Raw genomic sequence first — 12,871 nt, 5'->3', positions numbered from 1 at the left:
TGTCATCCTAGAGCGTCACAGCGCTCATCGTCGAAAGCGTTTTGCCGGATAGCGACCTTTGGTTCGTGATCCACTTTGCAAAGCTTTTCCTGGAGACCTTAGATGGCCGAATTTACTGAAATTCCGGTGCTTGATCTGGCACCACTGATCAATGGCGATGACACATCCGATCTTGCTTTGAAATTCTTTGAAGCCTACAGCAAGACCGGGTTTGGCTATATCATAAACCACGGCGTGGATCCGGCTTTACGAGCAGCAGTGTTTGCCGCTTCGAAGAAGTTTCATGCGCTTCCCGAGGCCGCAAAGCAGGCAATCACACTAGATAAGTGCCACCGCGGCTATATCGCTATTAATACATCCACGGACGTGAACTCCGATCTGGCCGAGGTGACGAAGCCCAACCAATCTGCGTCCTTCATGATGATGCGCGAGGACGCAGAGGTTGACCCTGATGTCTATCTAACGGGGCCAAACCAGTGGCCGGACTTGGAAGGGTTTCGGGAAGCGTGTGAGGCTTATGTTCAGGCGATGACCGAACTGGGCAACAAACTTTTGGGGTTAACACTGGACGCTATTGGTACCGAGGATCGCTCAATCCTCGCTGCATTTGAAAAGCCCACGATATGGTTGCGCCTGCTTCACTACCCGCCACAGTCCCCGCAAGCGCCGGAAGACTTGTATGGATCTGCGCCGCACAAGGATTTTGGGTTTTTGACATTGCTGGCGCAGGACAATGTTGGCGGGCTGCAAGTTCAGACCCCGGCTGGTCATTGGGTGGATGCGCCGCCGAAAGAGGACGCTTTCGTGGTGAATGTCGGCGACATGCTGCATCGCCTTACCAACGGGAAGCTCTTGTCCACACCCCATCGGGTGATCAATGCAACCGGCCGAGAGCGCTATTCCGTTCCGTTCTTCTTTGATCCACATGTCTCTACCGACATCGCCCCGATTCCGGGGACAGGGGCCCCAAGGTTTGATGCGTTGAACTTTGGTGAGTTCTTGAGGGGAGAGTTGGAAGCCGGTTACGATGCGCATCAGGCCGACGACGCAGAGAGCTAAAATCAACCTTCGCACGCGGTAGGAATTCGTTTTCGAACGTTTACCTATCGCCGTTTTCCATCTGGTTAGGCGCAGTCGTTCCTAGTTTTCCACTAACCCGCTTCCTTGAGGTCTAAAAAATCGGATGTCACGCCTCGGCGAATTCAGTAAGCCGTTGAACGGTCGCCGACATATTCTTCTAGGGCAGCCCGGCTGCCCCTCTGCCAGATCGCCGTCAACCACCGGGCAAAAGCTTTGGAAAAATCCGCATCGCTGCCAATGTCGCCATAGTATTGGCGCTGATTGAGCCAGTTTTCCGGGTCATCTTTGGACGCCAACGCGGCCCTTTGTAAGGTGTCCCATTGGGGGTCGTTAGGAGCAATTTCAGAGCCATCTTCGCGCACGCCCGCACACATCCGGCACCAAAAGGCCTCAGCCAAAGCAAGCCCGTTTACGGAAGAGCCAGACACAAGCGCGTCGCGCAACGACGGCAGCAGGAACCCCGGATGCCGTGCCGATCCGTCAAACGCGACCCGGCGCGTCGTGTCGTGAATCGCAGTGTTTGCAAATCGCGTCTCGACCAACCCAAGATACTCTTTCGCGGTAGTTCCGGGGACAGCTTCGACATGAGGCAGGATTTCCTTAGCCTGAACTTTCCCAAAGAACGCCACGAGATCCGGATCCTGCATACAGTCCGAGATCGTCGGGACGTTCAGAACCTCTCCGACATTTGCAAGCAGTTGGTGGCCACCGTTCAATATGCGCAGCTTCATCGTCTCATAGCTGTGAACATCGTGGGTCAATGTCACGCCAACCTGTTCAAGCGGCGGGCGCCCGGCGCAAAAGGCATCCTCGATCACCCACTGGCGAAAGTTCTCGTGCGAGACTGGTGCACGGTCGTCAACGCCAAGCGCGCGGCATTGCGATATCAATTTGTCCGTCGTCGCAGGCACGATGCAGTCCACCATCGAGTTTGGGAACGCACCGTTCCGGTCGATCCAATCGGCCAGATCAGGGTCGGACAGGCGCGCCAAACCAACGACGCAGTTCCGCAGGATCGCCCCGTTACCCTGAAGATTATCACAGCTCAATGCGGTAAAGGGTTTGAGGCTGTCTGCACGCCGTTGCCTGAGCGCCGAAACAATTGCACCGAAGACCGTACGCGGTTGGTTCGGGTTCGCTGCATCGTGGCGAATGTCTTCGTGATCTGCGTCGAAGGCGCCCGTGTTGGCATCCAGAAAGTAGCCACCCTCGGTTACTGTCAGGGACACGATCCGGATGCACGGGTCGGTCATCTTGCGGATCAAGGCGGCGTTGCCGTCCTCAATCGGCAGGTAGTCGATCATTGGACCGATCACCTCGGCAGACATCCCTTTCGGGTCCAGCTCAATCAGCGTCGTCAGGCAATCCTGCGTCAGTAGCCGATCGCGCATCTCGACGTCATAGCTTCGCACACCAGCCCCGATAATTGCCCAGTCGCGGGCCTGTCCCTGCTGCATCAATTGGTGAGTGTACCAAGCCTGATGCGCGCGGTGAAAATTACCAAGCCCGATATGGACAATTCCCGGCGTCAGGTCCGAACGGGCGTAAACCGGGGTCCTGACAGACGCTGGCAGGTCTGCAAGGCCGTCTAACCGCAGTTGCATCGGAGAGTTTGCGTTTGCCACAGGGTTCATCAGCTCATCCAGTTTCCGCCATCGACATTGTAGGTTTGCGCGACGATGTACTTGGCCTCGTCCGAAGCGAGAAATACCGCCATCCCCGTCAGATCTTCGGCGCGTCCCATCCGGCCGTACGGGACGGCCGCAGCCACTTCGCGTTTCTTTTGGCCGGGCGGTTTACCTTCGTGTTTTGCAAAGAACGCATCTACACCATCCCAGTGCTCGCCATCCACAACACCCGGAGCAATTGCGTTCACGTTGATCCCATGAGAAATCAGGTTCAGCCCTGCCGATTGGGTCAGGGAAATGATCGCCGCCTTGCTGGCGCAATAGACAGCAACCAGAGGTTCACCCCGTCGCCCGGCCTGCGAAGCCATGTTAATGATCCGACCTTTGGTACCGTGTTTGATCATGTGGCGCGCGACCGCCTGCATCGTGAACAATGCGCCTGCGACATTGATGTCAAACACGCGGTTGTAGTCGGCGCGCTCAATCTCAACGATCGGAGCTGCCGTGAAGATAGCTGCGTTGTTTATCAGAATGTCGATCGCGCCGAAATGTGCGGCCGTATGCGCGACAGCGTCGTCTATGCTGTTTTGGCTGGTCACATCCATCTCGACGGCCAATGCGGTCTCGCCGATCTCAGTTGCTGCTTCTTGTGCACGGGCGCCGTCAATGTCGGCAATCACAACACGCGCGCCTTCGGCCACATAAGCCCTGGCAAAGGTCAGCCCTATGCCCCGCGCGGCCCCGGTGATCAGGGCGGTTTTGCCGGCCAGGCGTGTCATTCGATCCGCAGCCCCTGCGCGTCAAACCGGTGGATCACATCTGCACGCGGCGTCAGGTGGATGCGGTCCCCGTGGCGGAAGCCAACCTCGCCATCCGCACGGACGGTGATTGTTTCAGCTAGGCCGGTCTCATGAATATGAAAAAACGTGTCAGACCCGAGGTGTTCCGAGACGCTGACAACCCCTGACCATTCACCCTCGGTTTCGGACACTGCGATATGTTCCGGGCGAATACCGATGGTGTGGGCACCGTATTTCTTCGCCTCTGCGCCCTCGATAAAGTTCATCTTGGGCGAGCCGATGAACCCCGCAACAAACAGATTACGTGGCGTACGGTAGAGTTCCAGAGGGCTACCGACCTGCTCAATCACACCAGCCTGCAGAACGACGATCTTGTCGGCCATGGTCATCGCTTCGACCTGGTCGTGCGTCACGTAGATCATCGTGGTCGCAAGGCGTTCATGCAATTCGCTGATCTCCAGCCGCATGCCTACGCGCAACGCTGCATCGAGGTTCGACAGCGGTTCATCAAACAGGAACGCGGCGGGTTCGCGAACAATCGCGCGTCCAATGGCGACGCGCTGGCGCTGACCACCAGACAACTGACCGGGGCGGCGGTCCAGGTAGTCGGTCAGGTTCAAAACACTCGCTGCACCTTCGACGCGCTTGTCGATCTCGGCCTGATCCAGCTTGGCCATACGCAGAGGAAAGGCAATGTTCTTGCGCACGGTCATATGCGGGTACAACGCGTACGACTGGAACACCATCGCCAACCCACGTTTTGCCGGCGGCACATCGGTCGCCTCGGCACCGTCGATGTCGATGGAGCCCGAGGTGATGTCCTCCAAACCCGCGATCAGACGCAGCAGCGTAGACTTACCGCAGCCCGAGGGGCCGACGAAGACGGTGAACTCGCCATCTTCAATGGTCAGGTCCAGTGGTGGAATGACCTGTACGTCGCCGAAGCTTTTGGTCACGGACTTGAGTTGAATATGTCCCATGTGTCGTGTTCCTTATTTCACAGCGCCGAAGGTCAGGCCGCGGACAAGTTGTTTCTGGCTGAACCAGCCAAGGATCAGGATTGGTGCGATTGCCATGGTCGAGGCCGCGCTGAGCTTGGCAAAGAACAGGCCCTCTGGGCTGGAATAGCTGGCGATGAAGGCAGTCAGAGGGGCCGCATCGACGGCGGTCAGGTTGAGGGTCCAGAACGCCTCATTCCAGGCAAGGATGAAGTTCAATAGAACGGTCGAGGCGATGCCGGGAATGGCCATGGGGGTCAGAACATAGAGGATTTCCTCTTTCAGCGTTGCCCCGTCCATCCGCGCCGCTTCCAGAATTTCACCCGGAATTTCGCGGAAATAGGTGTAGAGCATCCAGACGATGATTGGCAGGTTGATCAGCATCAGAACAACGACCAGCCCTCCGCGCGTGTCCAGCAGACCCAGACGGATAAACAGCAGGTAGATCGGGTACAGCACGCCAACTGCAGGCAACATCTTGGTGGACAGCATCCACAGCAGGATGTCTTTGGTCCGTTTGGACGGCACAAAGGCCATCGCCCAAGCGGCGGGCACTGCGATGATCACGCCCAGAATGGTTGATCCACCCGCGATGATGACTGAGTTCCAAAGAAACCGCATGTAGTCGGAGCGCTCCTGCACGATGGCGTAGTTCTCCAGCGTCCAGTTGAAGTTCAGAAACAGCGGCGGGCTGGCGATGGCCTGTGCCTCGGTCTTGAAGCTGGTCAGGATCGTCCAAAGGATTGGGAAAAAGATCAGCAATCCAACGGCCCAGGCTAGGGCGGTGTTCAGCGATTTACGGCGGGGTGTGACGGCGCGGGCCATGTGTGTTTCCTCCTCACGCGTCCAGGTTTTTGCCGACGATGCGCATCAGGAAGATCGCAACGATATTGGCAAGGATGATGGCGTAGACACCTCCGGCCGATCCAAGGCCAACGTTTTGGCTTTCGAGTACGCGCTGGAAGATCAGGTAGGTGAGTGTGCGGGTGCCGAACGCACCGCCGGTGGTTACGAAGATTTCGGCAAAGATCGACAATAGGAAGATTGTTTGGATCAGGATCACAATGGTGATCGCGCGGCTCAGATGCGGCAGGATGATGTGATAGAAGCGTTTCAGCACTGGCGCCCCATCCATTTCAGCCGCTTCCAACTGTTCACTGTCCAACGACTGGATCGCGGTTAGCAGGATCAATGTCGCAAAGGGCAGCCACTGCCATGAGACGATCATGATGATCGAAGTCATCGATGCCTCGGACAACCAGGAGATCGGCTCGGCCCCGAAAAAGCGCCACAGATGCGCCAGCAGTCCATTCACCGGGTCCATGAACATGTTCTTCCAGACCAGCGCGGATACGGTGGGCATGACAAAGAAGGGCGCGATGACAAGAATGCGGACAACGCCCTGCCCCCACATCGGTTGGTCCAGAAGCATCGCCAGAAGGATGCCAAGGATGACCGTTATGACTAGAACGCCTCCGACGATCACTAGGGTGGCTTGCACCGCAGGCCAGAAGGAACTGGAGGAAACAAACCGAACGTAGTTGTCGAACCCAACCCAGCCCAGGTCGCCGCCACGCAGCGGCAGGTATTTCTTGAAGGAAAAATACAGCGTCATCGTCAGCGGCACGAGCATCCAACCAAGTAGAAGGACCACTGCGGGTGCCATCATCAGGCGCGCGACGGATCGGGAATGTTGAGTTGCCATGACGCAAACCCTCTCTGTTCAGGCGTGCCTTAGCCTGCGGGAAAAACATCGATTGTGGAAGTTAAGAGCGGGGGACAGTCGCCTGTCCCCCACGAGGGAGGAGACCTCAGTACCCTGCGGCTTCCATCTCTTCGGCGGTGAAGGCTTGTGCTTTGGCAAGCGCTTCATCGACTGTTTGCTGCCCGGCATAAACTGCCGAGAATTCCTGGCTTACCTGAGTGGCGATGCCGGCGAACTCGGGGATCGCGACGAACTGAATACCCGTGTACGGCGTTGGTTGCGCACAGCAGTTTTGCGGATCAGCCAAGAGAATTGACTCCAACGTCATCTTGGCAAACGGGATATCCTTGTAGTTGTCATTCTCATACAGCGAGGTCCGCGCACCCGGCGGCACGTTTGCCCAGCCCTCGTTCTCGGCTACCAATTGGATATAGTCTTTCGAGGTTGCCCATTCGATGAATTGCTTGGCAGCGTCTTCCTGCTGTGTCCCCGCAGGGATTGCCAGAGCCCAGGCCCACAACCAATTCGCGCGTTTGTCGACACCTTCAGCGTTTGGCGCCAGCGCAAAGCCGACCTTGTCAGCAACCGTTGAATCGTCGGGGTTGGTCACGAAGGACGCGGCAACCGTTGCGTCGATCCACATGCCACACTTGCCCTGCTGGAACAGAGAAAGGTTTTCGTTGAAGCCGTTTGTGGCATAACCCGCCGGGCCGGACTCGTTCATCATATCGACGAAGAAGGTCAGCGCCTCTTTCCACTCGGGTTGATCAAACTGGGGTTTCCAGTCTTCGTCGAACCAACGAGCACCGAACGAATTCGCTGTCACGGTAATAAAGGCACCGCCCTCACCCCATCCAGCCTTGCCGCGCAGACAGATACCATTGATGTCATTGTCACGGTCGGTCATTGCCGCAGCCGCTTCGCGAATGAATTGCCAAGTCGGCCCTTCCGGCATTTCCAGACCAGCCTTTTCCATCAGGTCGGTGCGGTACATGATCATCGAGCTTTCGCCATAGAACGGTGCCGCATAAAGCGTGCCGTCGTTGCTCAGACCACCAGCCATCGCCGGAAGAATGTCGCCCACATCATATTCCGCTGACATGCCATCCAGCGGGACCAACCAGCCGTTCGCTCCCCAAATCGGCGTTTCGTACATGCCAATGGTCATGATATCGAACTGGCCGCCCTTGGTGGTGATGTCCGTGGTCACGCGCTGACGCAGCACATTTTCTTCCAGCGTCACCCACTCGACATCGATGCCGGTCGCTTCGGTGAAATTGTCGGTATAGCCCTGCATCCGGATCATGTCGCCGTTGTTCACGGTGGCGATTGTGATGGTTTGCGCGTGGGCTGCTGCTGTGGCGACGAAAGTCAACGCAGTCGCCGCGCGAAGTGCTTGCTTCAGATACATCCCTGTCCTCCCTGAGCTTGGATGTCGTGCAGGGAGCGTAGATCGTAAATTGTCGCGCCGTCAATAAAAACTTTACGCGCGTTAAAAATAGAAATCTAGGCAGAGGCCCTTAAAACGAGCCTTGCAGGGAAAAGAATCTCGGTCCGAGTTTCAAATTTCCCTCCACTTTCAATGAGTTCGAACAAGGTTTCGACGCTTCGCCCGGCCACGTTGTCATAGTCATGCGCAGCTGTTGTCAGAGACGGGCAGGTAAACTTTGCGAATGGATGATCGTCATTTGAGGCCACGCGCAGCGTACAACCTTCCTTGCGCCCAACGCGAATCCCCTGCTCGTAGCAGGCTGCAAGAAAGCCTATCGCAAGCCGGTCATTGCTGCACAAAACCGAGTCTGTTCGCAGGCCACGCTCTTCCAAAACCTTGAGCGCTCCTCGGTGCCCAATCTCTTCAAACGCCCATCCTTCGCCGTCGACTTTGATGATATGGGGCTCGAACCCGAGGCGCTCCATTACGTCGACATAGGCCTTCCTTCGTTTGTTAGCATTCGGGTTCGCAGGTGTGCGCATTTCAAAAAACGATGGCGGTTCACCCGTCCGGGTCATGTACTCCACGGTCTGCGACACAAAGCTGAAATTGTCCGATCCGATGAAAGCAGCCCCCAGACCATCAAGATTGCTGTCAAACAGGACAGTCGGGACGTTGGCGCAGAACCTCTCAATCGCTGAACGGTCAGAAATCCGACCCAAAGGGGCCAACAGGACCCCAGCAGGCTTCATGGCTTGCAAGCCGTCCAGAATTTCGTTTTCCAGCTTTTGTTCACCATGAGAGCTAAACAGAGATGGGCGATAACCCGCCGCGATACAGCTTTGCTCCAGATAGCGCGCGATTTCGGCAAAGAAGGGATCGGCCAGATAGGGCACGACAATACCTACGTTCTTGGTCAGCTTCCGGTTCTGGTTCACAGCATAGATATTTGGACGGTAGTCGAACCGTTCCAGCGCCTCTTCAATTCGGGCTCTGGTCGTCGCGCGAACGCTGTCGGGGTCGTGGAAGTATTTGGACACAGTGGGCCGCGAGATACCGCTGAGGGCCGCGAACTCTTCCATATTCTTTATCTTGGTCATGCCAGTCTGCCTGCGGATCTGCGCCGCCTTGAACTTATCATACTTTTACATATTCTTTGCGCGCGCTAAAAATCAATAGCCAGGCACACGCCCGGCAAGGGGTTTGAATGTATCTCGGGATCGATATCGGAACGTCAGCGGTTAAACTTGTCTGCGCGGACACCGATCGAATTGTTGCGACGTCTTCGGCCGGGATCAAGACGACCTCGCCGCAGCTCGGCTGGTCAGAACAGCACCCGGACCTTTGGTGGAAGGCGACGCGTGACGCGCTGAACCAACTTGCCGGGCATGTCACGTTGTCAGAGGTGAAGGCTATCGGGCTGTCGGGCCAGATGCATGGGGCGGTTTTATTAGACCGCGACCTGTGGCCAATCCGCCCGGCCATCCTGTGGAATGACAGCAGAGCAACACGTGAATGCGATGATCTACGCGCAGCCATGCCGCAGATTGGTCACATCTCAGGTGTCCTGCCCCTACCGGGATTTACCGCACCCAAAGTTGCGTGGCTGAAACAACATGAACCCGAGCACTACGCCCGGCTAACCCATATCCTGCTGCCAAAAGACTTTATCGGCTTGCGCCTTCATGGCGCGTTGGCAACCGATACGTCCGACGCCGCGGGAACACTGTGGCTGGATCAGGCGTCGCGCACTTGGCATACGGGTGTCGCCGCAGCCACTGATGTAGATCCCAACTGGTTACCGCAGGTGTTCGACGGCCACACAGTTGTTGGCACTGTGACGGCACAGGCGGCAACTGAAACCGGTTTGGAACCCGGCGCGCCCGTCGTCGCCGGAGGAGGAGACGCGGCAACCGGGGCAGTATCCTTGGGCGCGACCGAACCGGGTCGCGGTTTCATCTCATTGGGCACGTCCGGACAGTTGTTCGTGGCGGATCGCGAATACAAACCAAACCCGGAACGCTATGTGCATGCCTTTGCGCACACGCTGCCTGACCGCTGGTATCAAATGGCGGCGATGCTGAACGGTGCAAGGCCGATTTCTTGGATAGGTGGTCAATTGGGGCTGTCCGCCGCCGAAGTTGTTGCGCTTGCCGGAACGGTCAGCGGTGATCGTGCGCCGATTTTCCTGCCCTATCTGACAGGTGAACGCAGCCCCCTCGGTGACCCGCATATCCGGGCCTGTTTCTTTGGCCTTGAGGATTCGACAACGCGCGCAGACATCTGCCGTTCTGTGATCGAAGCGATTGCTTTTTGCTTTGCCGATGCAGCGCAAAGCTTCGGTGACACAATAGACGGCTTGCCAGAACTGGCCGCAATCGGAGGGGGCAGCCAATCAGATTTGCTGTTAAGTCTGATCGCGACGGTGACCGGGAAGCCGATTGTGCGTTCAGCCGGGGCAGATTCCGGCCCGGCGTTTGGCGCGGCCCGGCTGGCAGCTTTTGGTGACGGTGCGTTGGGCCGGGCTGATCTTGCAATTCAACCGCCAACAACGGACAGGTTCGAACCCGCTCATATGGGGTCACTGTCTGAACGTTTGACGCGGTTTCGTAAGCTCTACGCTGCCGTCAGTGCAGTCGAATAAACGACTCGGCGCTGCGAATGGAAGTTACATCACAGGTTTTTCCCACGGCGGGTTCGTTGCGATTTCTGCGATCAGAAAGTCCATGAACACACGCACCTTGGGCGACAGCACGTTTGACTTTGGATAGATTAGCCACAAGACGTTCTCTTCCGCGGCTTCATAGTCTGGAAGGACGTGCCGCAGTTTTCCCGATGCAAGCTCTTCCTGAACGCTCCACAACGAGTTCATCGAGATACCAGCGCCTGCAACAGTGGCGAGCTTTTGGCTAAGCCCATCATCCATGACCAGCGGGCATTTTGTTTTGCCCGGATCGAATGTCGCGGCATCGCCATGCGCAGACTTCAGTGCCCGCGCCCGGATGTGGCGAAAAGCGATGAGTTTATGATTGCCCAGATCGTCAGGGGTTGCGGGCACGCCATGCTCGTCCAGATAGTGAGGCGCCGCGCATAAGATACGCCTGTCATCCGCCAGCTTTCGACCCTTGAGGCTGGTATCAACCAAAGGCGCATTCCGCAGTGCAAGATCATAACTGCCTTCGATCAGGTCGAACTGAGTGTCCGAAAGCCGCAAATCCAGCATGACACCTGGCTGTTGAGCCTGGAACTTCGCTAGAATTGGCGCGATGTATAGCTGGGCAAACGTACTGGGTGCGGTGAAACGCAGTGTGCCAGTGGCTTGCGTCGCACCTTGCCCCAAGGCGGCCAAGGCGGCTTCTTCCTGCGCCAGGATCTCACGCGCATAGGGCAGGAATTCAGCGCCCTCCACCGATAAGGAAACCTTGCGTGTCGAGCGATGTAGAAGCTCAACGCCCAGCTGATGCTCCAGCTTGGCAAGACGTGCACTGGAAACAGCCGGAACCAACCCCAGTTCACGCCCCGCGGCCGAGATGTTCAGCTTGTCCGCAGCAAGCACGAAAAGACGGAGGGCTTTGGTATCCATAGCTAGATTATAAGTAAAACACGAAAACTGAAACCCGTTTTCCCCAGTTTTATCAGTTTCCGCAAGTGTTATTTCAGGATCAACGAAAGACACACCAGATGGAGCCAAAAATGTCCGTTCGCCCCAATATCCAGTCACAGATCCTCGAAGCGTTCAATTTTCGGCACGCAACCAAGGTCTTTGACCCCGACAAAAAGATCAGCGATTCCGAATTCGAAACCATTCTTGAATCAGGGCGCCTGTCTCCGACCTCATTCGGGCACGAGCCGTTCAAAGTTCTGGTCATCCAGTCACCCGAAATGCGCGAGCACTTTCGTGAGTTTTCCTGGGGCGCGAACGGAGTGATGAACGGAAGCACGGGTCAATTGGGCACCGCGAGCCATTTCGGCATCATCCTCGCCAGCACCTCGGAAACTATGACCGCAGGGTCGGACTATCTGCAGGATCACTATCGCTCGGTGAAGCAACTGCCTGACGATGTCATTGAACTGTTCAATGGCGCGTACGGCAAGTTCCAGTCGACCGATCACCGCGTCACATCCGAGCGTGAGATTACCGATTGGTCCGGCAAACAAGCCTACATTGTGCTTGCCAACATGATGACGGCGGCCGCCCTGATGGGGATCGACTCCTGCCCGATGGAAGGGTTCGACATGGACCTGACCACACAAGCACTGTCCGAGCATTTCGGTGTGGACACAACCAAATGGAGGCCTGCGGTCATGTTCGCGTTTGGACACCGCGCCAGCGATCCACAGTTTCCCAAAACCCGTCGGCCAATGGCCGATACTGTGAGCTGGTTCTAAAGCCCCCCGAAAAACGCAAAGGCCACTCGATCCGTACAAACATGGAGAAATCTGATGCAAAGAACTGGTATCGTAAATTACCATGTCCATAAGCCCCAGCGGCAAGCATTCGAGCTGGATGCCGGCGGTATTGCAGGCAATCTGATTTCGCCCGAACTGGCACCCACCAAAGTGCCACTTACCGACATGCGTGGGTCGGTGCGACCTTTGCGCTTTGCCGAAGACGGCGTTGAATTTGGCTTCGCCCCCAGCGCCGTAACGGCCTTTTCAGGTGACGGTTGGCAGAAAACTTATGATGAAGAGCTCACGCGGCTTTTGAAGGACAAGCTAGCAGCCCGAGAAATCGTGATCTTTGATCATACCGTGCGGGTGGATGCGTCCGACGCCACACGCAAGCCCGCGCGCAATGTTCACAGCGACTATAGCAAGGACGGTGCCAGACAACGTCTGATTGACCTGCTTGGGCCAGAGCAGGCCGAGGAATGGGGCGAAGGTCACTACGCCTTTGTCAATGTATGGCGCCCCGTCGAGCATTCGATCAACAGCGCGCCCCTGGGATTTGTGCGCTCTTCAACCATTGACCCGGAAGACTGGATATTACTCGACCTGATCTACCCGGACCGCAAAGGCCAGATCATGGGACTTGTGGGAAGTGAAAACCACGAATGGCTTTACCAGTCCAAAATGACGCCCGACGAGGTCGCGATTTTCAACATCCATGACAATCAGGGCCGGCCCTCGGTCGCGCATAGCGCGCTAGATATGGTCGAAGACCCCACCATCACCACACCACGCAAAAGCATCGAGAGCCGTACTTTGGTGCGTTATTGAGCGAGGAT

The 12,871-nt window shown here is 56.8% G+C and carries 12 protein-coding genes; 4 read left to right on the top strand and 8 right to left on the bottom strand.

The window, feature by feature from the left end; translation table 11 throughout:
- Positions 1-102 precede the first annotated feature (102 nt).
- Complete coding sequence (locus tag ACXAGD_RS18745; protein WP_475212818.1) at positions 103-1,059, top strand: isopenicillin N synthase family dioxygenase; 957 nt, start codon at positions 103-105, stop codon at positions 1,057-1,059.
- A 143-nt stretch (positions 1,060-1,202) separates the two neighbouring features.
- Here ACXAGD_RS18745 and ACXAGD_RS18740 read toward each other — a convergent pair whose 3' ends face one another.
- The 7 genes from ACXAGD_RS18740 to ACXAGD_RS18710 form a co-directional block, all read right to left on the bottom strand.
- On the bottom strand, positions 1,203-2,714 hold the full coding sequence (locus ACXAGD_RS18740; RefSeq protein WP_475212816.1) for a mannitol dehydrogenase family protein: 1,512 nt from the start codon (positions 2,712-2,714) through the stop codon (positions 1,203-1,205).
- Complete coding sequence (locus ACXAGD_RS18735) at positions 2,714-3,487, bottom strand: L-iditol 2-dehydrogenase (protein WP_475212814.1); 774 nt, start codon at positions 3,485-3,487, stop codon at positions 2,714-2,716. Before ACXAGD_RS18735 ends, ACXAGD_RS18740 begins: the two co-directional genes overlap by 1 nt.
- The gene (locus tag ACXAGD_RS18730) at positions 3,484-4,488 is read right to left on the bottom strand and encodes an ABC transporter ATP-binding protein (protein WP_475212812.1); all 1,005 of its coding nucleotides are present in this window, start codon (positions 4,486-4,488) and stop codon (positions 3,484-3,486) included. The genes ACXAGD_RS18735 and ACXAGD_RS18730 overlap by 4 nt, the downstream gene beginning before the upstream one ends.
- 12 nt (positions 4,489-4,500) lie before the next feature.
- Positions 4,501-5,331, bottom strand: a complete 831-nt coding sequence (locus tag ACXAGD_RS18725) for a carbohydrate ABC transporter permease (protein WP_170494452.1) — start codon at positions 5,329-5,331, stop codon at positions 4,501-4,503.
- Between the two features lie 13 nt (positions 5,332-5,344).
- Entirely contained in the window at positions 5,345-6,211 is an 867-nt protein-coding gene (locus ACXAGD_RS18720; RefSeq protein ID WP_170375757.1) for a carbohydrate ABC transporter permease, read from the bottom strand.
- A 106-nt stretch (positions 6,212-6,317) separates the two neighbouring features.
- On the bottom strand, positions 6,318-7,622 hold the full coding sequence (locus ACXAGD_RS18715; protein WP_475212810.1) for an ABC transporter substrate-binding protein: 1,305 nt from the start codon (positions 7,620-7,622) through the stop codon (positions 6,318-6,320).
- A gap of 95 nt (positions 7,623-7,717) precedes the next feature.
- On the bottom strand, positions 7,718-8,743 hold the full coding sequence (locus ACXAGD_RS18710; RefSeq protein WP_475212808.1) for a LacI family DNA-binding transcriptional regulator: 1,026 nt from the start codon (positions 8,741-8,743) through the stop codon (positions 7,718-7,720).
- A gap of 107 nt (positions 8,744-8,850) precedes the next feature.
- On the opposite strand from ACXAGD_RS18710, the gene xylB reads away from it, so the two are divergent.
- On the top strand, positions 8,851-10,287 hold the full coding sequence (xylB, locus tag ACXAGD_RS18705) for a xylulokinase (RefSeq protein WP_475212805.1): 1,437 nt from the start codon (positions 8,851-8,853) through the stop codon (positions 10,285-10,287).
- Positions 10,288-10,311: 24 nt separating this feature from the next.
- On the opposite strand, the gene ACXAGD_RS18700 is transcribed toward xylB, so the two are convergent.
- Positions 10,312-11,226 (bottom strand): LysR family transcriptional regulator, encoded by a 915-nt coding sequence (locus ACXAGD_RS18700; protein ID WP_475212803.1) that lies wholly within the window; start codon positions 11,224-11,226, stop codon positions 10,312-10,314.
- A gap of 110 nt (positions 11,227-11,336) precedes the next feature.
- Between ACXAGD_RS18700 and ACXAGD_RS18695 the strand changes: the two genes are divergently transcribed.
- Positions 11,337-12,032: an NAD(P)H-dependent oxidoreductase gene (locus ACXAGD_RS18695; RefSeq protein WP_475212801.1), complete on the top strand. Its 696-nt coding sequence runs from the start codon at positions 11,337-11,339 to the stop codon at positions 12,030-12,032.
- A 54-nt stretch (positions 12,033-12,086) separates the two neighbouring features.
- Entirely contained in the window at positions 12,087-12,863 is a 777-nt protein-coding gene (locus ACXAGD_RS18690; protein WP_475212799.1) for a CmcJ/NvfI family oxidoreductase, read from the top strand.
- Positions 12,864-12,871 lie beyond the last annotated feature (8 nt).

This window comes from Ruegeria sp. ABF4_144, assembly GCF_056160045.1.
Note: the sequence above shows the minus strand (reverse complement) of the source record. Positions and strands in the feature narration are given on the sequence as shown.